This is a genomic window from Alcaligenes sp. LTN-3 (assembly GCF_059735605.1).
Window position 1 is genome coordinate 755,530 of record NZ_JCAPDN010000002.1, and the last position, 21,075, is coordinate 776,604.

The 21,075-nt window shown below is 56.5% G+C and carries 17 protein-coding genes and 4 tRNA genes; 10 read left to right on the plus strand and 11 right to left on the minus strand.

Annotated elements, in window-relative coordinates; translation table 11 throughout:
- Positions 1-41 precede the first annotated feature (41 nt).
- The gene (locus tag AC6I6N_RS11795; protein WP_094195849.1) at positions 42-443 is read right to left on the minus strand and encodes a DoxX family protein; all 402 of its coding nucleotides are present in this window, start codon (positions 441-443) and stop codon (positions 42-44) included.
- A gap of 82 nt (positions 444-525) precedes the next feature.
- Here AC6I6N_RS11795 and AC6I6N_RS11800 point away from each other — a divergent pair, with 82 nt between their 5' ends.
- Positions 526-1,251, plus strand: coding sequence for a transporter substrate-binding domain-containing protein (locus AC6I6N_RS11800; protein ID WP_094195850.1), 726 nt, complete (start codon positions 526-528; stop codon positions 1,249-1,251).
- On the opposite strand, the gene AC6I6N_RS11805 is transcribed toward AC6I6N_RS11800, so the two are convergent.
- Positions 1,235-2,140 (minus strand): LysR family transcriptional regulator, encoded by a 906-nt coding sequence (locus AC6I6N_RS11805; protein WP_395029006.1) that lies wholly within the window; start codon positions 2,138-2,140, stop codon positions 1,235-1,237. The two genes, AC6I6N_RS11800 and AC6I6N_RS11805, sit on opposite strands and share 17 nt — an antisense overlap.
- A gap of 98 nt (positions 2,141-2,238) precedes the next feature.
- Here AC6I6N_RS11805 and AC6I6N_RS11810 point away from each other — a divergent pair, with 98 nt between their 5' ends.
- Complete coding sequence (locus tag AC6I6N_RS11810) at positions 2,239-2,676, plus strand: PACE efflux transporter (protein WP_108727985.1); 438 nt, start codon at positions 2,239-2,241, stop codon at positions 2,674-2,676.
- Between the two features lie 88 nt (positions 2,677-2,764).
- Here AC6I6N_RS11810 and AC6I6N_RS11815 read toward each other — a convergent pair.
- The 4 genes from AC6I6N_RS11815 to AC6I6N_RS11830 form a co-directional block, all read right to left on the minus strand.
- A tRNA-Pro gene (locus AC6I6N_RS11815) sits at positions 2,765-2,841 on the minus strand.
- 211 nt (positions 2,842-3,052) lie between these two features.
- Positions 3,053-3,129, minus strand: a tRNA-Pro gene (locus AC6I6N_RS11820).
- Between the two features lie 59 nt (positions 3,130-3,188).
- Complete coding sequence (locus AC6I6N_RS11825; protein ID WP_249461307.1) at positions 3,189-5,078, minus strand: LTA synthase family protein; 1,890 nt, start codon at positions 5,076-5,078, stop codon at positions 3,189-3,191.
- A gap of 241 nt (positions 5,079-5,319) precedes the next feature.
- Positions 5,320-8,877 (minus strand): indolepyruvate ferredoxin oxidoreductase family protein, encoded by a 3,558-nt coding sequence (locus AC6I6N_RS11830; protein WP_497943520.1) that lies wholly within the window; start codon positions 8,875-8,877, stop codon positions 5,320-5,322.
- A 127-nt stretch (positions 8,878-9,004) separates the two neighbouring features.
- Between AC6I6N_RS11830 and AC6I6N_RS11835 the strand changes: the two genes are divergently transcribed.
- Positions 9,005-9,958, plus strand: a complete 954-nt coding sequence (locus AC6I6N_RS11835; RefSeq protein ID WP_376913301.1) for a LysR family transcriptional regulator — start codon at positions 9,005-9,007, stop codon at positions 9,956-9,958.
- Between the two features lie 5 nt (positions 9,959-9,963).
- Here the strand turns inward: AC6I6N_RS11835 and AC6I6N_RS11840 are convergent, their stop codons facing one another.
- Entirely contained in the window at positions 9,964-11,265 is a 1,302-nt protein-coding gene (locus AC6I6N_RS11840; protein WP_094198275.1) for a phospholipase A, read from the minus strand.
- A gap of 267 nt (positions 11,266-11,532) precedes the next feature.
- Here AC6I6N_RS11840 and AC6I6N_RS11845 point away from each other — a divergent pair.
- The 3 genes from AC6I6N_RS11845 (at position 11,533) to AC6I6N_RS11855 (ending at position 13,847) form a co-directional block, all read left to right on the plus strand.
- Positions 11,533-11,609, plus strand: a tRNA-Arg gene (locus tag AC6I6N_RS11845).
- A gap of 214 nt (positions 11,610-11,823) precedes the next feature.
- The gene (locus AC6I6N_RS11850) at positions 11,824-12,132 is read left to right on the plus strand and encodes a DUF485 domain-containing protein (protein ID WP_108727980.1); all 309 of its coding nucleotides are present in this window, start codon (positions 11,824-11,826) and stop codon (positions 12,130-12,132) included.
- Positions 12,129-13,847, plus strand: coding sequence for a cation acetate symporter (locus tag AC6I6N_RS11855; RefSeq protein WP_108727979.1), 1,719 nt, complete (start codon positions 12,129-12,131; stop codon positions 13,845-13,847). Before AC6I6N_RS11850 ends, AC6I6N_RS11855 begins: the two co-directional genes overlap by 4 nt.
- Positions 13,848-14,001: 154 nt before the next feature.
- On the opposite strand, the gene paaX is transcribed toward AC6I6N_RS11855, so the two are convergent.
- From paaX to AC6I6N_RS11875, 4 genes are all read right to left on the minus strand, one after another.
- Positions 14,002-14,961, minus strand: coding sequence for a phenylacetic acid degradation operon negative regulatory protein PaaX (paaX, locus tag AC6I6N_RS11860; RefSeq protein ID WP_094198276.1), 960 nt, complete (start codon positions 14,959-14,961; stop codon positions 14,002-14,004).
- A 158-nt stretch (positions 14,962-15,119) separates the two neighbouring features.
- Positions 15,120-16,589, minus strand: a complete 1,470-nt coding sequence (locus tag AC6I6N_RS11865) for a phospholipase D-like domain-containing protein (RefSeq protein WP_395029005.1) — start codon at positions 16,587-16,589, stop codon at positions 15,120-15,122.
- Between the two features lie 4 nt (positions 16,590-16,593).
- Positions 16,594-16,824, minus strand: coding sequence for a hypothetical protein (locus AC6I6N_RS11870; protein ID WP_094195859.1), 231 nt, complete (start codon positions 16,822-16,824; stop codon positions 16,594-16,596).
- A 368-nt stretch (positions 16,825-17,192) separates the two neighbouring features.
- Positions 17,193-17,268, minus strand: a tRNA-His gene (locus AC6I6N_RS11875).
- 194 nt (positions 17,269-17,462) lie between these two features.
- Here AC6I6N_RS11875 and AC6I6N_RS11880 point away from each other — a divergent pair.
- From AC6I6N_RS11880 to bamC, 4 genes are all read left to right on the plus strand, one after another.
- Complete coding sequence (locus AC6I6N_RS11880) at positions 17,463-18,089, plus strand: L-threonylcarbamoyladenylate synthase (RefSeq protein ID WP_094195860.1); 627 nt, start codon at positions 17,463-17,465, stop codon at positions 18,087-18,089.
- A 153-nt stretch (positions 18,090-18,242) separates the two neighbouring features.
- Positions 18,243-18,893, plus strand: a complete 651-nt coding sequence (locus tag AC6I6N_RS11885; protein WP_094195861.1) for a site-2 protease family protein — start codon at positions 18,243-18,245, stop codon at positions 18,891-18,893.
- A gap of 79 nt (positions 18,894-18,972) precedes the next feature.
- Positions 18,973-19,878 carry a 4-hydroxy-tetrahydrodipicolinate synthase gene (dapA, locus tag AC6I6N_RS11890; protein ID WP_108727978.1) on the plus strand — a complete coding sequence of 302 codons (906 nt, stop codon included), beginning with the start codon at positions 18,973-18,975 and terminating at the stop codon, positions 19,876-19,878.
- Positions 19,875-21,008, plus strand: a complete 1,134-nt coding sequence (gene bamC, locus AC6I6N_RS11895) for an NlpB/DapX family lipoprotein (RefSeq protein ID WP_094195863.1) — start codon at positions 19,875-19,877, stop codon at positions 21,006-21,008. The genes dapA and bamC overlap by 4 nt, the downstream gene beginning before the upstream one ends.
- Positions 21,009-21,075 lie beyond the last annotated feature (67 nt).

Consider the following 21,075-nt stretch of genomic DNA (forward strand, 5'->3'; position numbering starts at 1 on the left):
GGCGAGGCGGGCGTTCTTTTAGCACAGGGCTGGGGCCAGCCTTAGTTCCAGGGGCCGCCATCACCACCCAGGCTGTAGCGTCCGGCACCAATCAAACCTACGGTCAGCGCACCAATCAGGAACATCCCTTGCAACTCCAAAGCCCAAATGCCTTGGGCATTGAAACTGCTGATCTGGTTGCTGTGGGCCAGCAACAAGGCAATGACCATGTTCATGGCTACAATCAAACCGCCAGCACGGGCGTAAAAGCCCAGAATCATCAGGACCGGAGCAATTACTTCGCCTATGTAGACACCCCAGGCCAGAAAGCCGGGCATATTGTTGGCGATCAGCATTCGTTCAATGCCGCCGATGCCATAACGTATCTTGGCGATGCCGTGCAGCAGAATCAACACACCGACCGTGACACGCAGCAAGAGTTTTCCAAGATCATCACGAGACATATAGGCGCTCCATTATGTAGTGGGACAGGAAGGTGCGTTATTGTAGAAGACCGGGTTCTTAAAAGTATGACGGAGCATTTACATGACACAAAAGCAGGCTGTCGCAGCAGAACTGGCCCCCAGCGGGGTGTTGCGTGTTGCCATGAATTACGGCAACCCCGTCCTGGCCCAACGCGGTGCCAATGAACAGTCGCCCAAAGGGGTGTCGGCCGATCTGGCTCACAGTGTGGCGCAAGAGCTGGGCTTGAGCGTGCAATTTCGCGGCTACGATGCGGCTCAGGCCGTGGTGGAGGCAGTGTATCGGGATGAGTGGGATTTGGCTTTTTTGGCGATCGATCCCAAGCGTGCGGAGAAGATCCGCTTCAGTGAAGCCTATGTGCACATTGAAGGCACGTATCTGGTACGCGAAGAGTCTGCCTTTCAGACCGTGGATCAACTGGATCGGCCAGGCCTGTGCATTGCGGTTGGTAAGGGCGCGGCCTACGACCTGTTCCTGAGCCGTCATTTGAAACATGCCGATCTGGTGCGGGCAACCACCTCTGCTGATGCCATCGATCTGTTTGTAGAAGAGGAGCTGGATGCCGCTGCCGGTGTGCGTCAGCCTCTGGAGCGTTATGCGAGTTCCCGCAGCGGTTTGCGTGTGCTGCCCGACAGTTTTACCGTGATTCGTCAGGCCATGGCGGTGCCTTCGGAACGTACCTTGGCTCATGCCTGGGTCGAGGCTTTTATTGCCCGGCAGAAGAAAGAGGGGATGGTGGCCCAGTTCCTGGCCGATAGTGGCCAGGCCAATGTCACGGTGCCGGAGTAGGGAGGACGCGGTTATTTAGCTCGTCTTGCAGGGCCTGTCTGAACAGGGCCTGCGCTTTGCCCACATTCTGCCCCTTGGATTGCAGTAGATAAATGGGCAAGTCCAGCCCGTTGCTGCCGGTAGAGAACTGGATACGGTGCAAACGGCCAGACTCCAGTGAGGGCCGCAAGCACGACAAGGGCAGATTTGCCCAGCCTAAACCCCGCTCCACCAGTTCCAGCGTCAGGGACAAGTTGTCCGTTTTCCACTGACGCAGGCTGAGCATGGAGCGGTCTTTGTTGAGATCATTGTCGGGGCTGGTAATGACAATCTGCCGGTAGGCTTTCAAGTCCTCCAGGGGGCGCGGGCCACCTCGCACCAAGGGATGGTCAGGCGCGGCGACGGCGCTAATGGTTTCGGTCCACAAGGACTGGATGATCCCCACGCTTTCCAGTTCCAGTCCGCCGTAGGCAATGCACAGATCCAGCTCGCGTTTTTTCAGGGCCTCGACCAGTGTGTCTTGCGGCGCGGTTCGCAGCTCTATGTCCAGGCCGGGATAGCGTTGCTCCAGAGTCTGCAAGGCAATCAAAGCCGGTTTGGGATCAACGTCGCAGACGATACCCAGTCGCAAATGACTTTCCAGTCCCCCTGACAATTCCTGCAAATGCAGCCGCAAACCCTGCAAGCGGCTGGCGATCAGTTTGGCCTCGGGCAGCATGGCCAGCAGTTCGGCAGTCGGTACGGGTTCACGGCGGCTGCGGTCAAATAGCGTCAGGTCCAGCTCGGCCTCCAGATTGGCCACGGCCATGCTGACGGCCGATTGCGTCCGTCGCAAGGCCCGTGCTGCAGAGGAAAAAGAGCCGTGTTCGACCACGGCCAACAATAGCTCCAGATGATCGCTGGTAAGCATGACTTAACCTATAAGTAAAACTGATGGAATCTGACTTTTTCTAAAAGTATTACTGCGGATAATCATGCTTTTCAGCATTTTTATCAAGGATATTTATCGTGCAGGGGTGGAAAAGAAGAGTTGTCTATGTGGGGATGTTCGAGCTGTTGGGCATGATGGTAGCGGCAACCGTATTGGGGCACTTGAGCGGGGCGGGGGCGATGCAAAGTGGTGTGTTGTCTTTCATGATCAGCACGTGTGCGGTGTCGGTGAACCTGTTCTATAACATGCTGTTTGAGGCCTGGGAGCGCCGCCGCCAGATCCAGACGCGCACCTTCTGGCACCGGGTGCTGCATGTGGCCGGTTTTCAGATCGTGCTGGTGTCTTTGCTGGTTCCGCTGATCGCGTGGTGGCTGGATATCAGTTTGTGGAAGGCTTTTTTGATGGAGGCGGTATTGCTGGCCTTCTTTCCCATCTTCGCCTTTATTTATAACTGGGCATTTGATGCGATTTTTGGTTTGCCCAATTCGGTGGGGGTAAGCCCAAGCCAAAGTTAAACGCTGTGGCGTTGCTGGCGTGCATGGTTCAATGAGTCAGCAAAACAAAAAGGCCTTGCAGATTGCTCTGCAAGGCCTTTGAATTTTTTGGTCGGGGCGATAGGATTCGAACCTACGACCCTCTGGTCCCAAACCAGATGCGCTACCAGGCTGCGCTACGCCCCGACTAAGCAAAAAATTATATCCTGTCCTTGTTAACTTGGCAAGCGTATGCCTCATTAAAAAGGGGGCTTGAACGCATTGATGAATCAGGGCTAAGGGCCAATTTTTCACTGCCCAAGGCAAAACACACCATGCAAATAGACTAACGTTCAAGGGGTAGGCAAAGAAAAAGGCTTAGTTCACTGTGCAATGAACTAAGCCTTTAATTCTTTAATGGTCGGGGCGGCGGGATTCGAACTCGCGACCCTCTGGTCCCAAACCAGATGCGCTACCAGGCTGCGCTACGCCCCGACTAAAGACAAGCATAGTAGAGCGAATTAAGGGCTTCGTCAAGCCCTTTGCTCTCGGTTTCAGCGTTTTTGCAGGTGGGGCAGGGTGTAAGCCTGTTCGTGGTATGCCCAGCTAGGCCAGAGCACGTGGGCCAGTGCCTCCTTGGCCAATACGTCGTCTATCTGCTCCAGCGGCTCGTACTTGTCCGGTGCGGTATAGCGATATTGGCAAGGCGACTGGTGGGGCATCAGCACGGTCAGGATATCGCCCTTTAGATATCCGTAGTTCTCGAAATATTGCATCATGGCTCGGTCGCTGTCTTGCTGGGTCAGGTCGCGCCCGATCATGGGGTGCTCGCTTTCAATCCCCATCAGGGATAGCAGGGTGGGAGCCAGATCGATCTGGCTGATAATGCGTTCGTCCTGGCGGCTGGGCACACCCCCGCCCAGAATCAGGGCGGGAATATGGAAGTGGCGTAAAGGCACCAGATTGGCCCCACCCACGCGCGAGTCGTGGTCGGCCACAATCAAAAATACCGTGTTGTCCCAATAGTCGGATTGGCGGGCTTTTTTGAAGAAGTCCCCAATGGCCCAGTCCGCGTAACGCACGGTGTTCTCTACGGTGGCAGGGTCGCCTTCGACCTGGATACGACCAGCCGGGTACTCCCAGGGCGAGTGATTGCTGACGGAGAAGGCCAGTGTCAGGGTAGGCTGCTCCTTGTCCTGGCTAAGTAAATGGTGCAGCTTGTTGAACATATCCTCGTCGCTGGCGCCCCAGGTGCCGACGAACTCGGGGGACTCAAAGCTGGATTGTTCATACAGCTCATCAAAGCCATTGCCCAGGAAAAAGCTCTTCATATTGTCAAAGTGGGCTTCGCCGCCATAGATAAAGCGCGAACGGTAACCTTGCTCTTTGAGTAATTGGGCCAGAGTAAAAAAGCGGGTTTGCGAGCCGGGCAGTCGCAGCACCGCATCGGCCACGGTGGGAGGAAAGCCGGCGGAAACCGCTTCCAGACCACGCACCGAGCGGGTGCCGGTGGCATAAGCACGGCGAAAGTTCCAGCCTGTTTGGGCCAGCTTGTCCAGCTCGGGGGTCAGATTGGCGCCGCCCAGATTGCTGACATATTGGGCGCCCAGGCTCTCCTCTACGATCAGGACCAGATTGGGTTTGCGCTCGCGTTGTTGTGCGGGCGTTTGACGGTGCAGGGTGGGTAATGTGTCAGGGCCGGCAGGCAAAGTGGCCGCATCGCGCACGATCTGGTTCATTTCGGCGACATCCATGCCACCGTAAATGTCCTGGGCAGAACGCTCGTTTTTCATGCTGTAGATAGCGTAGGCTACGTTGTACAGCGAATTGAGTGGCAGTGTGTTGAGCATGCTGTCGCTGCTCCAGGCCACCGAGGAAGGGTTTATGGGGCGGTGGGCCAAGGTGCCCCGTATCGCCAGTGCGCACAGGGCGGCTCCCACCAGCATCCAGATCGGACGCAGCCACCAGCTCATTACCGGATCGGGGGAGACCTGCCCAAAGATAGCCCAGCCTGAATACACAATCAGGCCCAGTCCGATCAGGGCGATGCCGATCATCAGTCGATAGCCTTTCCAGAGCATGCCCACCACTTCCTGAGGATGTTTCAGGTAGTCCACATACAGCCGGTTTGGACGAGTGTCGTATTCAATAATGAACTGGGGCGTGGAGACTTCCAGCAAGGTCAGCAAAAACCAGGCGAAGGTAAACCAGAGGGCGGCTACTGTCGTCATCACCGGGTAGTGTCCCACCCAGGGGGCCAGCAAGACAACGGGGGCGCTCAAGGCGGCAATTATCAGCGCGTCGATACGCAGGCCGCCAATCAGAATGGGCAGCAGACCTCCGGCCTGACGCACACGGGGCCATTGCCACAAGGCAAAAGCCAGCCTGAACGCGGTCAGCAAAATCAGGGCTGAAGGAATAAAAACGTAAACAAGATGGCGCATAAGAAAGTGGTCCTGGGTCGACCTGATTGCCACGGATGGTGGCACTGGCATCGAATTGCACGATTGTATGTCAGTTTGCGGAGCAAACTGTGTCGCTAAGCGATGGTGGTTGTCGCAGAGAACCGGGTTGTGACAGGTGCAGGGTTTAAAGACGAAAAAAAAGCAGGCCGCTTGGAAAGACAGCCTGCTGTTAAGAAGGAGCTAGGGGAAGCCAGCCCGGTGTTCAGGGCCAGCGGTCGGTTCAGGCAACGCGTTGGCTGGGTTCGGTACGGGAGCGGAACTGGCTGCGTTGTTGTTCACGCTGGGCGTAGGCTTTGACATGGCCCGCATCCTTGACATGGCCGTAGCCACGGATCAGATCCGGGTAGTTCAGCCAACGCAGGGCTACTTCCATATTGTCCGCATCCAGGTGGGCGCTGACTTCATTCAGGTCGGCCAGATAGTCTTCAATATTCTGCCGTTCCTGACGGCGCTCCTGGGTGTAGCCAAAGATATCCAGAGCACCACCACGTAAACCGCGCAGACCGGCCAGAATCTTGAACAAGTGGCGGGTCGAAGGACCAAACTTGCTCTTGGTGGGCTGGCCCTGGCTGTTCTTGCGACCGAGCAGGGGCGGAGCCAGGTGGTATTCAATCTGGTAGTCCTTGCCGGGCTCACCCGCAAACTGGGCGCGCAGCTTGTCCAGGAAGGCCGGGTCGGTATACAGGCGGGCGACTTCGTACTCGTCTTTGTAGCTCATCAGCTTGGCCAGTTGCGTAGCAGCGATGCGAGTCAGGGGTAGCGTCTTGTCCTGATCCAGACGCGATTCGCGTTCCATGATCTTGTTGATGGCATCGCGATAGCGTTTGGCCCAGGCTGGGTTCTGATAGGCTGTCAGGTGCTCTTCCATACGCTTGATCAGAGACTGCACGCTTTCCGGGAAAGAGACTGCGCGGGCCTTGGGTGTGGCCCCTTCCATCAAGGTTTCGATACCTTTTTCAGCAGCCAGACGGCCCCATTGGAAAGCTTCGCGGTTGGCTTTGACGGCTACTCCGTTCAGCTCAATGGCGCGCAGCAGGCTGTCCATGTGCAGGGGAATCCAGCCGCGCTGGAAAGCGTAACCCAGCAAGATGGGGTTGGCGTACAGAGCGTCGCCCATGACATGGACCGCCAGCGCATTGGCATCCAGATAGCGGATTTCCTTGCCGACGGCATTTTCAATATCCGTGCAGGCTGTTTGCAGCGGGAATTTCCAGTGTGCGTTACCGATCAGGTCCGAGGTCGGGCTGGCAGCGGTATTGATAATGGTGTGCGTGCGGTCGCGGCTGACACGGCTCAGTACGTCCGTGGAAGCGCTGACCAGGGCGTCGCTGCCAATCAGCAAGGAAGCCTCTCCGGTTGGGACACGAGTGGCATGCAGCAGATCGGGCTGGCGTGCAATTTGCACATGGCTCAGCACGGCACCGCCTTTCTGAGCCAGGCCGGCCATATCCAGGACGCTGACGCCTTTTTGTTCGATATGAGCGGCCATGCCCAGCAAGCCGCCCACTGTTACCACGCCGGTGCCACCAATACCGGCGATCAAAATACCGTAGGTCTTGTCCAGGTCCGGTAGTTTGGGCAGCGGTAGATCGGCCAGATGGAAGGATTCCAGCGAACGGCCTTTCGCTTCTGGCTTGCGTACTTGAGCCCCTTTCAGGGTGACAAAGCTGGGGCAGAAGCCGTTAACGCAGGAGAAGTCCTTGTTACAGGAGGACTGGTTGATGCGGCGCTTGGAGCCCATAGGGGTATCCAGCGGCTCGACGGACAGGCAGTTGGACTTGACCGAGCAGTCTCCGCAGCCTTCACAGACCGTGTCATTGATAAAGGCGCGCAGGGCCGGATCTGGGTAAGTCCCTTTCTTGCGACGCCGCCGTTTTTCTGTGGCGCAGGTCTGGTCATAGACCAGGATAGTGGTGCCGGGCACTTCACGCAGCTCGCGCTGTACGCGGTCCAGCTCGTCGCGGTGGTAGACAGGCGGATTGCCCGCCAGGGTCATGCCCTTGAATTTCTCGGGCTCGTCGGTAACCACCACAATCTTGCGGGCACCCTCGGCGTGAACCTGGGCAATGACGTCGGTGACTTTCAAGATCCCGTCTACGGGCTGGCCGCCTGTCATGGCGACGGCATCGTTATACAGAATCTTGTAGGTGATATTGGAGTTGGCGGCGATCGAAGCGCGAATTGCCAAAATCCCCGAGTGGAAGTACGTGCCATCGCCCAGATTGGCAAAGACGTGTTTCTCGTCGGTAAAGGGTTGCTGACCAATCCAGGCCACGCCTTCGCCACCCATATGGCTGAAGGTGGAGGTGCTGCGATCCATCCAGACGGTCATGTAGTGACAGCCAATCCCCGCCATGGCGCGGGAACCCTCGGGCACGCGAGTCGAGGTATTGTGCGGACAGCCCGAACAGAACCAGGGTTTGCGCTCCACGCTGACGCGTGGCATCCGAGCTTCACGATCCTTGGCGTCCAGAATGGCCAGACGAGCCTGGATGCGGGCCAGCAGTTCCTCGGAAATGTCCATGGTGCACAGGCGGCGGGCAATGGCGCGCGCAATAATTGCAGGGGACAGTTCACCTTGGGGCGGCAGCAACCAGGGAGAGCGTTGCAACGACCATTCGCCACCCCCGTGTTCGGTCTCGTCAAACTTGCCGTAGACTTTGGGACGTACATCATCGCGCCAGTTGTACAGTTCTTCTTTAAGGGCGTATTCCAGAATCTGGCGTTTTTCCTCCACCACCAGGATTTCGGTCAGTCCGGTGGCGAACTGGCGGGCGTCCTGCCCGTCCAGAGGCCAGATACAGCCCACTTTGAAGAGTCGGATGCCCAGCTCGGCACAGAGTTCGTCGGACAGGCCCAGGTCAGCCAGCGCCTGACGGGTGTCCAGATAGGCCTTACCGGCCGTCATGATGCCAAAGCGCGCCTCGGGCGAATCAATCTCGATGCGGTTCAGTTTGTTGGCGCGCACATAAGCCAAAGCGGCGTACCACTTGTGGTTCATCATGCGAGCTTCTTGTGCCAGTGGCGGGTCTGGCCAGCGGATGTTCAGGCCATCGGCGGGCATGTCCTCGATCTCGGGCAGGACGATGTTCAGGCTGTCCGGGTCCAGGTCTACCGAGGCATTGGACTCCACGACTTCGGTGACGCACTTCAAGGCCACCCACAGGCCGGAGAAACGGCTCATGGCCCAGCCGTGTTGGCCGAAGTCCAGGTATTCCTGCACGTTGGCCGGATACAGCACGGGGATACCGGCGGCGGCGAAAACGTGATCGGACTGGTGGGCAACGGTGGAGGATTTGGCGCCGTGGTCATCGCCCGCCAGCACCAGCACACCACCGTGGCGGGAGCTGCCGGCCGAGTTGGCGTGCTTGAACACGTCCATGGAGCGATCCACGCCCGGTCCTTTGCCGTACCATATAGCAAACGTGCCGTCGAAACGGGCACTGGGATACAGATTGGTTTGTTGGCTACCCCAGACGGCGGTAGCGGCCAGATCTTCGTTCAGACCGGGTTTGAACACGATGTCGTGCTCTTTCAGGTGTTTGCTGGCTTGCCACAGAGCCTGGTCTACGCTCCCTAGTGGGGAACCCCGGTAGCCAGAGATAAAGCCGGCCGTATTCAGACCTGCGCGCCGGTCCCGCTCTTTTTGCAACATGGGCAAGCGCACCAGAGCCTGGGTGCCGCTCATATAGGCGCGGCCCTTGGTGACCGTGTATTTGTCATCCAGGGACACCGATTCCAACATGGCCTTGTAAGGTTTGTTGAGTGGGGCATTCATGAGTTTGTCTCCTGCAAGAAGGATTGTTTTCGTGCAAGTTGTTGTCGTTTGTTCTTTAGTCTAGGGCAGCTTTTTGTTATCGTAAAATCAAATTTACGAGTACCTGATATCTGAAAAACGGATGGCTATGAAACACGAAGTGACCTTGAGACAGTTCCGTTATTTCATTGCGGCGGCGGTCAGCGGACAGTTCTCTGCGGCGGCCCAGGCGGAGAATGTCTCGCAGTCGGCTATCAGCAATGCGGTGCAAAGTCTGGAGCGTCAACTGAATGTGGCCTTGTTTGAACGCCTGCCCCACGGCGTGGAGCTAACGCCACAGGGGCAGGCGTTTTTTCACCATGCGCATCACGTGATTGACGCGGTCAGTGACGCACTGAATCACGCTGATTTGCGCCGACAAAATATCGAAGGGCAGATTCGGGTGGCGGCTGGCTATACGGTTCTGGGCTATTTCTTGCCCGACCTGATCAGCCGCTTCAAGCACAGTTATCCTAATATCGACATCGAACTGGTGGATATGGAGCGCCCCGACATGGAGGCGGCCTTGCAAAGTGAGCGCATCGACCTGGGTGTTGCTCTTTTGTCGAATATTACCGATTTGGCCATGTTTGGGCACCACCGCCTGAGCAGTTCCCGCCGGCGCTTATGGGTGTCAGATCAACACGCACTGGCCAGCGAGTCCAGTGTGTCTTTGGAGCAGATCAATCATTATCCCTACATCTTCTTGACGGTGGACGACGCGGATACGGCGGCCATGCGGCATTGGGGCAGGCCCGGTTTTCCGGAGCGTGTGGCCATGCGGACGCGGTCCCTGGAGGCGGTACGTGGTCTGGTGGCTTACGGCTTTGGCGTGACGATTCTATCCGATATGGTTTATCGGCCCTGGTCTTTGGAAGGCAAGCGCATTCACGCGATCGGCATTACCGATACGGTGGAGTCTGTCGAGGTGGGCTTGTTGTGGCCCAAAGAACGTGAGCCGCAAGGTCTGGTGGCCTTGTTCCAGCGTTTTCTGATCCAGGCCTGTGATCATGATATGGCCCGCGCCGGCATGGGAAGCCGGCGCGGTGGGGGCTTGCTGTAGCGGGCTTATGGCACCAGGGCCAGACCGATACGGAATTGCGAAGAACGATCGCGGTAACCCAGCATGGTTTCCGCGTAGCCCGAGAAGTACTGGCCGTAGAGGTAGCCATTCATGTTCAAGGGGGTGCGTTTGAGCGGCCAGGCAATCGAGAACTCGTGCGTGTTGCGGCTGCCAGCGCCCTTGTTATACATGCCAGAGAGCACCAGACCGTTGTCCTGAGCGTAGCGGATCTTCCAGTCGTAACGGCCTCGGTAGTGAGCCCAGTCTGCATTCTCGCCCATGAACACATAGTGCTTGATACGTGGGGCAAACGTCAGTGTGGCTCCGTGATCAAAGCGATAGTTGAACTCGGGCTGGATAAAGACCTCGTTCATGGAGCGGGAGTCCTCACCGGCCTTGCCGTTGGAGGCGTGCTCATAGCCAGTAGCCAGACCCATGAACAGACGTTTTTGCTCGGATTCCCAGATGGAGTCCTTGCGCCAGAAAAAGCTGGGACGGTACGTGGTGTCGACAAAGGGCTTGGAGTCGGCGTGCAGATCCCACAGCGCAGTTTGCGTGTAGCCAATGTAGAAGTGATCGTAGAACTTCGGATGGCTGGGATCTTGTGGCGAGTGTAAACGGTACTTGAAGCTTAACTGGAAGCGAGCGTTTGTCCCGCCTTTACTGCCGCCAATAAAGTAGGTTGGGTCGTGTGCCGAGATGGCGTTACTGAAGTTCTCAAAGCTGGAGGTTGCCGGGCGCAAGCCCTCTCCGCTATTGACGGCTGGACCTTCTGGCTGAGCGCCAGCGGCCACTGCCTGAGCATAGGGCAGCTCGGGATCGATGACGCCAGGATCACGGCCTGCGCCGGCATTCACAACCGGTGCGGTGGCAGGCAAAGAGGTAATCGGGCTTTGGCCTTGCGGGTTGGTATCCAGTGCCAACATCACACGCTCGCCTTCAATATTGACGGCTTGCAGGCCGGTCAACCCGTTGGGGACCACGGCTCGCCAGCTATAGGCGGTGAAATTGTTGGTGGGGATAGACGCACGTGGCCGGGAAGTAACCAGTTCGGCCAGACTGCGGATGACGTTGCCGTTGGTGTCGCGCCACTGCAAAACCAGGTTTTGCGGGGCAGTCCAGCTCATCAAGCTGCCTGTGTCGTTATAGACGATGGCATCAATGTTGACGCTTTCGCCCGAACTGGCCTGTACTTGGCGCAATTGATAGCTAATACCGGCCTGTGCGGTGCTCAGGACTGCGCTCAAGATAAGAAGGGGGGCCGATAGTATTAAAGAGTGCTTACTTAGTTTCTTCTTGGTCGGCATGGAGACAAAATCCAGGAAAACAAGTTGATTCGTACAAGACTGTACCATTTGCGATTCAAAATGCTCTCTATAATTATTTTTCTTACAGTATTGACACTCTGACTCGCTTGCAGCTTATCGAAAACGACTTTTCAGGCTAGAATATTCGATTGTCCTTTTCAAGTTCGTTTTGTTACGAAAAAACCTTGAAACGGGTCCCGGCGCTTGCCGGACCTTTGCATCAGGACCTTGCATTGTCGGCAGTTTTGACGATGCCATCATCACCTGGCGGGTGTAGCTCAGTTGGATAGAGCACAGGCCTTCTAAGCCTGGGGCCGGGGGTTCGAACCCCTCCACCCGCGCCAACCTTACCCCCCTTTTTGCGTGCGATTTTTGTGCTCCTAGGCATAACCCTGAGGTGGCACAATTAGTAAGTATGGTGTAAGTGTCGAGCTCTAATGTTCACCGCATAGACGTCGGCAGGCGTCTTCATAACGCCGTTTTCAGCCTGTGAGGGCTGGGCCGGTTCAATAAGATACGCCAGCGAACAAGGCGTTCAGAACAATGCGGAGACAAACTATGCAAGACCCCCTTGTAGGTCGGATAACGGCCAATCCTCGCTATCAGAATCTGGTCAAGACCCGGTTGCGGTTGGGTTGGACACTCACCATCATCATGCTGGTGGCCTATTACAGTTACATCGGCATTATTGCTTTCGACAAGGAGTTGTTTGCAATGCGCTTGGGTGAAGGCGTCATGACCCTGGGTATTCCTATTGGTTTTGGCGTCATTGTTTTGGCGGTTGTGATTACAGGTATTTATGTCTGGCGTGCCAATACCAAGTTCGACCAGATGGCCAAGGAAGTCCTTGAGGAGGTGCGTAAATGAAACGTTCCTACCTTCGTTTCGGGCTGGTTCTGGGTTTGATGCTGACCAGCCCCGTCTTGTTGGCGGCAGGTGGCGATCTGGGCGAGCTGCAAAAGCAGCCAACCAACTGGACTGCTATTGGCATGTTCGCGGCCTTTGTGTTGGCGACCTTGTGGATTACCAAATGGGCGGCTGCCCGCACCAAGTCGGTCTCTGACTTCTACACGGCAGGTGGCGGTATTACAGGCTTTCAAAACGGCCTGGCCATTGCCGGTGACTATATGTCTGCGGCTTCCTTTTTGGGTATTTCCGCTGCGGTGATGATCAATGGCTACGACGGTCTGATCTACTCCATCGGCTTTTTGGTTGGCTGGCCGATCATTACGTTCCTGTTGGCAGAAAAGCTGCGTAATCTGGGTAAGTTCACTTTTGCTGACGTGGCTGCGTATCGCTTTCGCCAAGGTCCTATCCGCGCCTTTGCGGCTTCGGGCACGCTGGTGGTCGTTCTGTTTTACCTGATCGCACAGATGGTAGGTGCGGGCCAGTTGATCAAGCTGCTGTTTGGTCTGGAATACTGGGTGGCCGTGGTGCTGGTGGGTGTGTTGATGATGGTCTATGTGCTGTTCGGTGGCATGACCGCCACTACCTGGGTGCAGATCATCAAGGCTGGGCTATTGCTGTTCGGTGCCTCTTTCATGGCCATCATGGTACTGGCGCAATATGGTTTTTCGCCGGAAAAACTGTTTGCGGCGGCAGTACAGGTCAAGACCGATGCTGCTATCGCTGCCGGTAAAGATGCGGTTCAGGCCTCCACAATTGGTCAGGCCATCATGGGACCGGGTAACTTCATCAAGGATCCGATCAGCGCTATTTCCTTCGGTATGGCCTTGATGTTCGGTACCGCTGGTTTGCCACACATCCTGATGCGCTTTTTCACGGTGCCTGATGCAAAAGAAGCACGTAAATCCGTGTTTTGGGCAACCACCTGGATTGGCTATTTCTACATCCTGACCTTCATCATTGGCTTTGGCGCTATCGTGCTGGTGTCCACCAACCCTCGCTTCCTTGAAGATGGCGGAGTGTTGATTGGTGGTACCAATATGGCCGCTGTGCACTTGGCTGATGCCGTGGGTGGCGACGTGTTCCTGGGCTTTATGTCGGCGGTTGCTTTTGCCACGATTTTGGCTGTGGTGGCTGGCTTGACTCTCTCCGGTACGTCGGCTGTGTCGCATGACCTGTACTCCACGCTGATCAAAAAAGGCGAGGCCACGAACGAGGAAGTCATGCGTGTATCGCGTACGACTACCTTGGTCCTGGGGGTGATTGCCGTGTTGCTGGGTATTCTTTTCGAGAAACAGAATATTGCCTTCATGGTGTCACTGGCCTTCGCGATTGCGGCTTCGGCTAACTTCCCGGTTCTGTTCCTGTCCATTATGTGGAAGGGTTGCACGACGCGTGGCGCGACAATTGGCGGCTTCCTGGGTCTGATCGTGGCATTGCTGCTGACCTTGCTCTCGCCATCGGTGTGGGAAGCCACGTTGGGTAATCCGGCTGGCACGGCTCCATTCCCGTATGCGTCGGCGGCGCTGTTCTCCATGCCGTTGGCGTTCCTGGCGATCTGGTTCTTCTCGATCACTGATCGTAGTGCTCGCGCCGAGATTGATCGTGCCGGTTTTGAGGCTCAGTCTGTGCGTTCCGAGACGGGTGTGGGTGCTGCAGCGGCGTCTGCACACTAATCTGCTCTGACAGGCCGGGCCTGAGCGCCCGAGCCTGATCCTGAAAACGTATAAAAACCCCGGTGTGATTCAGATCACACCGGGGTTTTTTATGTGTCCCTGCGTCAGTCCCTGCGTCAGTCCCTGCGTCAGTCCGCAAGCTCAGGCGTCGGGCTTAGGCTTGGCTCTCGGATGGAACCGGCAGACCGTCAAAGCGTTCATAAAAGTAGGCTGCTGCTTCAGGTGCCTGCTCGTCTTCGGCCCGCAAGGTGGACAGAATATAGCGCTCGGCCTTGGCGCACACCAGGCGATACACGTCCCGACACAGCTCATAGGCCTGTTTGCCGGCCCAGCCCGCTGGCAATAGCTCAATGGGCAGTTGGGGGTCATGCAACTGAATACGGCGAAACTCGTGAATCAACAGGGTGCGAATCACAAAGGCCAGCTCGTCGTTGTAATCCTGTCCTGCCTCCAGCATGGCCAGAGCAGGCGCAAAACGCCGGATGAACTGCCCGTAGCCGCTGGCTACCTGGGCCAGATCCCAACTGTCCTGAATCAGTTGAGACAGGGGACGGGTTTGGGGAAGTTGGGAGGGCTCCAGCTTAGCGACATAAACCAGTGACTGAGCCTGGGTAGCCTGCAGGATGTAATCCAGAATGGTGTGATCCGGGTTCGGGTGCAGGAAAGCGGTGGGTGACAGGGCGCAAAACCCTTCCCACAGCAGTTCCTTGCGCAGGTCGGCGCGTTGTTTGGAATTCATCATCAGGGTGGGCATGCTGAAGATCAGTGTCCATTGACCATCCCAGGCTAGGTAAGTGGGGGTGTAGATGCGTTGATAGGCATGCTCGAAGCGTTGGCTGGCTTCGGGACGCAAAGTGTATTGACTGCGTCGGCCCTCGCGTTGTGCGCTTAGCCAACCTTCTTCGGCCAGCCGGTATACGCTGGTGCGCACCAGCCGGTCGCTGATCCCGAAGGGGGCCAGCAACTGAATCAGGCTTCCCAGCCAGAGTTTGCCGCCATGAGGGCGAATCACGTCCCCAAACAAGGTCATGACCAGGGACTTGGCGCGGGGTGGGCGGTGTTCTAGATGGTGGGCGGCCCATTGGGCCAGGTCGGAATAAGAAAGCTCGGACATTTTTTTTTAAAGGCGCTCATGGCTGTATGGGAACGGCACGCCTGTCTGTGTTGACCGTTTAAGCGCTTGATTATACGGGGTGGGTGCGCAAGCGGATTGAAAGATTGTGCAAGCCAAGGGCTTTCCTTAGGCTTGCTGTCGTGTCATCGACGCACACCCTATAGATAGGGGCTGGCCAGCCAGATCAGGCGGTTACGCAAGCGTTTACCAAAACCAATCGAACTTAAGGACTCCAGGCTGACGGCTTCGGCCTCTTCAATCTCCAGATCAATCAGGTTCTGGATTTGGCGGGCCGTATCGCGGCTGTAAATTTCCACGTCCAGCTCGAAGTTCAAACGCAAGCTGCGCGGGTCCAGATTGGATGAACCAATATAGGACCAGGCGCCGTCAATGGTCATGAGCTTGGAGTGGTTGAAGGGGCCGCGCGCGCGCCAGACCCGGCAGCCGGCGCGTAGAACCTGATCCAGTTGGGCTGTCATGGCGTAATTGACCAGACGCAGATTGTTTTGTCCGGGGATGACGATATCGACCTGAACGCCACGGCGGGCGGCGGTATTCAAGGCCCCCAACAGGATCTGGTCGGGCAGAAAGTAGGGCGATTGAATACGGATATGGCGCTGGGCAATGGCAAACGCACCTTGCAGCATATGGTGGGTGCTGGCCATGAAGCGGTCAGGTCCAGAGGCAATGCAACGGGCGGGCACATGGGGCCGAGGCGCGGGCGTGGAGCTGGCATGCCAATAGGCGGGGGACAGGTCCTCGCGCGTGGTGAACTGCCAGTCGTGCCGGAAAGAGGCCAGCAACTGCATGACAGCCGGGCCCTCCAGGCGAAAGTGTGTGTCCTGGGACGGTTTGCCCTCGCTGTACTGCGCCATAAAGGACTCACGCAAATTCATGCCGCCGGTAAAGCCTACTGTGCCATCCACAATCAGTAGCTTGCGGTGACTGCGAAGATTGGCGTAGGGCATGCGTAAAAAACCCAGCGGGTTGGTCATGAACAGAGCGCACCGTATGCCTTCGCGGCGCAGCAATCGCACAATCGGCGTGCGCGAGTATTTCGCTCCAATGGCATCGACCAGCACACGAATCTGCACGCCACGTTGATGGGCTCGTGACAGACCACTGACGAACTCGCGCCCCAGGCGGTCGCTATCGAAGATATAGCTTTGCAAGGCAATGGTGCTGTGAGCTTGCTCAATGGCCTGCAGCATGGCGGGATAGGTCTGATCGCCACCGACCAGGACGCGTACATTATTGCCGTTGCGTAATTGGCTGCGGCTGACGCGATCGCCCAGAATCTGTAAAGAGCGAAACGGTGCGCCGACCAGGGCGCCAATGTCCGAGACGGGGGGATGCAGGTAAGTGACCTGCTCATAGAATACGTCCGCACTTTGTTCCAGGCGGCTTTGTCTGCGTACGCGGTTGATTCCCGCAATTAAATACAGAAATGGCCCCAGCAGCGGAGACATGATGATGACGCCCACCCAACTGATGGCTGCGCGCACATCGTTCTTGGTCATGGCGGCGTGAATGGCTGCCGATGCGCCCAGTATCACGCTGAGCGCCAGAGCCAGATGCGGCCAGTAATCGTGCAGCAGGGAGCGCAGATGGATCAGATGCTCTTGCATGGGGTCAATTGCTACGGTCGGGTAGGTCAGGACGTTGGTAAAGACTGTGCATCCAGGAAGGGTTCGGCTCACCTCGGGCAGCAAATTGCTGTAGACGCGAGGGGGAACGCCAGACGCCGCCTCCTATGCCAGGCGACGGTTGGACGCCATACCAAAACCATTGGCCGTCTTCATCTTGTGCCAGCCAATCCCAATGGGCGGGTGCCTGATCCCAGCAGGGGAAACCGAGTGTCATCAGCAAACTTCCAGGAAATGGGACAGATTAGAGTATAAGAAAGTGTGGTTTTGTGCCAGTTTCTATTACAGACGACGCGGGCCGAAACGCCAGGCGTTTGATGGAGGGCGACACGGTTGACGAGTGGACCTGCTAATTTGAAGGGCGGGGCGGCGGGTGCAAGTCAAGGCAGGCAAGGGTTTCACATTCAAACACAGTTTATTGTCCTGCCCGAACGTGTGTGGGGGTGTGCGAAGGCGCCAAACTTGCTACGATGAACAAACGCAAAAAAGCCCGCTACGTGGCGGGCTTTCAAGTATGTTTTTTTCAGTTCCTGGCTTTGGCTTCTTTTAAGGAGATACGCAAAACGCTGGAAGCGGTAAATTTTTTGGGGTGACCGATGGGGCTCGAACCCACGACAACCGGAATCACAATCCGGGACTCTACCAACTGAGCTACGGTCACCACTGTTTACTGCTTTTTGCTTCAGGCCTACTTTAGGGTGGGCTGTGAAGTAAAAAATGTATTCTAGCATGTTTTTTTTAAAAAATGCAACACTCATGCACGAATACGCCGACCCTGAGTCCTGCTCCGGTCTTGCCGGTCACGGTGTGGCTCAGGTTTAATGATTTCCCCTCGTAATAGCAAGGAAGCGCGAAATGTCTCAATTATTCGTCGTTCATCCCGAAAACCCCCAACCCCGCGCATTGGCTCAAGCAGCCGAATTATTGGCTAAAGGAGGGCTGCTCGCCATTCCTACCGATTCCAGTTATGCCGTTGTCGCTCGTCTGGACGACAAGTCGGCCGCTGACAACCTGCGTCGTTTGCGTGGCTTGGATGACCGTCATCATCTGACCTTGCTGTGTCGTGATCTGGCCGAGATCAGCCACTTTGCCAAAGTGGACAACCCGCAGTATCGCCTGCTGAAAATGGCCACCCCCGGTCCGTGGACCTTTATTCTGGAAGCTACCAAGGAAGTGCCGCGCCGCGTGTCGCATCCTTCGCGCAAAACTATTGGTATTCGGGTGCCCGACCAGAAAGTGGCCCTGGCCTTGATGGAGCAAGTGGGCAGCCCCCTGATCTCCACCACCCTGATTCCCGACGGTGAAGACGAGCCCTTGAACGATGCCCAGGAAATTCTGGACCGTTATGCGCATCAACTGGCGGCGGTTGTCGATGGCGGACCGTGCCCCTTGCAGGCCACTACTGTCATTGATTTGACGGGCCCAACGCCCGAAGTGTTGCGTCGCGGGTCGGGTGATCCGTCTACGCTGGGCCTGTCTTGATCCCTGACTGACACAAAACTCGCGTCCAAGTGCGTATCCGTGTTTCAATTCTGAACCTTGGGGCAGCACTCGCTGTCCCAATCAGACGGGCCGCGTGTAGGTGGCTTATCCTTTGTGAGTGGATAGTCCCACGGCCCGGACCCAAGGATCACCATGGACTCTTTTATACAGACCTTGACGGTCTATGCTTTGCCTGTCATTTTCGGCATTACGCTACATGAAGCCGCCCATGGCTACGTCGCGCGTATGTTTGGCGACCCCACGGCGATGCTGGCCGGTCGTATCAGCCTGAACCCACTGCGCCACATTGACCCTATCGGCACCATTGTGGTGCCTGCGGTTCTGTTGCTCTCCAGCGCCATGATGGGCATGGGGGGCATTTTGTTTGGCTGGGCCAAACCTGTGCCAGTGGATTGGGGACGTTTGCGCAATCCCAAACGCGACATGCTTTGGGTTGCCTTGGCCGGCCCGGCCTCCAATATGTTGATGGCTATTTTGTGGGTCCTTTATGCCCATTTGATGGTCAAGCTGGGGCAGGGTGACAGCCGCTTCTGGATGGGGATGGCAGTGGCTGGCGTACAGGTCAACCTGGTGTTGATGGCACTGAATCTGCTGCCTTTGCCGCCTTTGGACGGTGGGCGCATTGTATTTAGTCTATTGCCTAATCGTTGGGCCTATCATTATTCTCGTATCGAGCCTTATGGCATGATCATTCTGATCTTGCTGATGTTTACCGGTGTGCTCTGGACCCTGATGAGTCCTTTGATTGCACTGGGTGAAGGCATATTGAAATGGTTCTTATGATTTAACGGCTTATCCGTTAAACTTGTGAGTCATATTTTTTTTGGGCTATAGGGCCTTAAACCCGGAGATTCATCTCATCATGGCAAGTTCGGACTCTGCTATTTCCAATTTTCAGGGCAGTATGGTTGCCCTTGTTACACCCATGGATCCCAATGGGGGTCTGGATTTTGCCGCTTACCGAAAGCTGATCGACTGGCACATTCAGGAAGGAACGCGTGTGCTGGTGGTTGTTGGGACCTCGGGCGAATCGCCTACGGTGTCGGTTGATGAACACGCTGAACTGATCAAGATTGCCGTTGAGCACGCCGCCGGTCGTGTTCCGGTGATTGCTGGTGTGGGTGGCAACTCCACCCGTGAGGCCATTGAGCTGTCGCGTCACGCCCAGCAAGTGGGTGCAGACGCTGGCTTGTCGGTGGTGCCTTACTACAACCGTCCCACCCAGGAAGGCATGTACCAGCACTTTCGCGCTATTGCCGAAGCGGTGAGCCTGCCCCAGTTTTTGTACAACGTGCCAGGCCGCACGGTCGCCGATTTGCAGAACGATACCGTGCTGCGTCTGGCTCAAATCCCCAACATCATCGGTATCAAGGACGCAACGGGCGACTTGGCTCGTGGTGGCTTGCTGCTGCGCGATGCGCCGGAAGACTTTATTGTGGTCAGCGGTGATGATCCTACCGCTGCTGCGTATATCTTATTGGGCGCCAAAGGCAATATTTCCGTGACGGCCAACGTGGCCCCACGCCTGATGAGCCAGTTGTGTCAGGCTGCTCTGGATATGGACGTACCGACGGTACGCCGTTTGAATGCCTATCTGGCAGGTTTGAATAAGAACCTGTTTATTGAGGCTAACCCCATTCCCGTGAAATGGGCCGTTGCAGAAATGGGCCTTACTCAGCTGGGATATCGTTTACCATTGACGCCGTTAAGTGCACAGCATCACGAATTGCTGCGTCAATCCTTGAAACTTGCGGATCTTCTTCCATGATTGCTAAGCCAGTTAATAAAAGCCTGATAGGGCTGTCTTTGAGCCTATTGGTACTGTCGGGCTGCTCGACAATGGACCAGATAATGGGTCAGGGCGAGTCGGTGAATTACAAGAGTACGGTTGCAGGCGATCCATTGAGCATTCCGCCGGATCTGACCCAGGCTAACCGCGACGCACATTACCGTGCGCCAGAAGGTGTCACGTCTTATTCGGTCTACTCGCAAGGCCAGAATGCGCAGCAACTCAAAGGCGGGGCAGATGATATCCTGCCTCAGTCCGACGCCATCAAGGTGATGCGTGACGGTGATCTGCGTTGGCTGGTTGTAGACCGGCCCGTGGAAGACCTGTTCCCCCGTATTATCGAATTCTGGGGTGATCATGGTTTTACCATTCAGTCTCAAGATCCTCGTGCTGGTTTGATCCAGACCGATTGGGCTGAAAACCGTGCCAAGATTCCAGAAAGCTGGATTCGCAGCGCCTTGGGTTCCATCATCGACCAGGTCTTTGACAGCGGCGAACGTGACCGCTTCCGCACCCGCTTTGAGCGTGTCGGCAACAAGACCGAAATCTATGTGTCTCACCAGCATATGGAAGAGACACCGACGGCAGACGGCACCGCCTTTAAGTGGGTGTTTGCCAAAGAAGATCCCGGTCTGAATGCCGCCATGCTGGCTCGCATGATGGTGTTTTTGGGCTCGGATATTGAAACCGCACGTGAACAAGTGGCCAATGCCACCAAGGATCCTGCTGGCGTTCAAGTCCAGACCTCAGACAAGGGCGATCAGGCCGAATTGATGCTGAACGAGTCCTTTGATCGTGCATGGCGTCGTGTTGGCGTGGCCATCGACTCCGCCGGCTTCTCGGTTGAAGATCGTGATCGTTCCGCTGGTGAATTCTTTATCCGCTATCTGGATTCGGATACCGGCGAGAAGATCGAACAGCAAAACATTATTGGTCGCCTCTTCGGCAGCCGCAACACCGCCGAAGCCACTCCGTTCCGCATCAAGCTCAGTGCTCAAGGTGCAGGCACTCGCGTAACGGTGCTGGATCAGCAAGGCCAGGAACAGACGACAGCGACAGCCAAGCGCATTATTAATGTGCTGTCCACCAATCTGCGCCCCGGTAGCTGATTGTTGTAAGCTGGCCTGCGGGTCGCCTGGAAAAAGCCCTGGTTTCGTGCCAGGGCTTTTTTTATGT

What these genes read in the sequence shown, in the direction of transcription:
- paaX (WP_094198276.1), bottom strand. Translation starts at nt 14,961, where the DNA reads ATGTCCGAGCTTTCTTATTCCGACCTGGCCCAATGGGCCGCCCACCAT.
- AC6I6N_RS11850 (WP_108727980.1), top strand. Translation starts at nt 11,824, where the DNA reads ATGCAAGACCCCCTTGTAGGTCGGATAACGGCCAATCCTCGCTATCAG.
- AC6I6N_RS11855 (WP_108727979.1), top strand. Translation starts at nt 12,129, where the DNA reads ATGAAACGTTCCTACCTTCGTTTCGGGCTGGTTCTGGGTTTGATGCTG.
- AC6I6N_RS11870 (WP_094195859.1), bottom strand. Translation starts at nt 16,824, where the DNA reads ATGACACTCGGTTTCCCCTGCTGGGATCAGGCACCCGCCCATTGGGAT.
- AC6I6N_RS11880 (WP_094195860.1), top strand. Translation starts at nt 17,463, where the DNA reads ATGTCTCAATTATTCGTCGTTCATCCCGAAAACCCCCAACCCCGCGCA.
- AC6I6N_RS11835 (WP_376913301.1), top strand. Translation starts at nt 9,005, where the DNA reads ATGAAACACGAAGTGACCTTGAGACAGTTCCGTTATTTCATTGCGGCG.
- AC6I6N_RS11825 (WP_249461307.1), bottom strand. Translation starts at nt 5,078, where the DNA reads ATGCGCCATCTTGTTTACGTTTTTATTCCTTCAGCCCTGATTTTGCTG.
- AC6I6N_RS11885 (WP_094195861.1), top strand. Translation starts at nt 18,243, where the DNA reads ATGGACTCTTTTATACAGACCTTGACGGTCTATGCTTTGCCTGTCATT.
- AC6I6N_RS11830 (WP_497943520.1), bottom strand. Translation starts at nt 8,877, where the DNA reads ATGAATGCCCCACTCAACAAACCTTACAAGGCCATGTTGGAATCGGTG.
- dapA (WP_108727978.1), top strand. Translation starts at nt 18,973, where the DNA reads ATGGCAAGTTCGGACTCTGCTATTTCCAATTTTCAGGGCAGTATGGTT.
- bamC (WP_094195863.1), top strand. Translation starts at nt 19,875, where the DNA reads ATGATTGCTAAGCCAGTTAATAAAAGCCTGATAGGGCTGTCTTTGAGC.
- AC6I6N_RS11800 (WP_094195850.1), top strand. Translation starts at nt 526, where the DNA reads ATGACACAAAAGCAGGCTGTCGCAGCAGAACTGGCCCCCAGCGGGGTG.
- AC6I6N_RS11840 (WP_094198275.1), bottom strand. Translation starts at nt 11,265, where the DNA reads ATGCCGACCAAGAAGAAACTAAGTAAGCACTCTTTAATACTATCGGCC.
- AC6I6N_RS11865 (WP_395029005.1), bottom strand. Translation starts at nt 16,589, where the DNA reads ATGCAAGAGCATCTGATCCATCTGCGCTCCCTGCTGCACGATTACTGG.
- AC6I6N_RS11795 (WP_094195849.1), bottom strand. Translation starts at nt 443, where the DNA reads ATGTCTCGTGATGATCTTGGAAAACTCTTGCTGCGTGTCACGGTCGGT.
- AC6I6N_RS11805 (WP_395029006.1), bottom strand. Translation starts at nt 2,140, where the DNA reads ATGCTTACCAGCGATCATCTGGAGCTATTGTTGGCCGTGGTCGAACAC.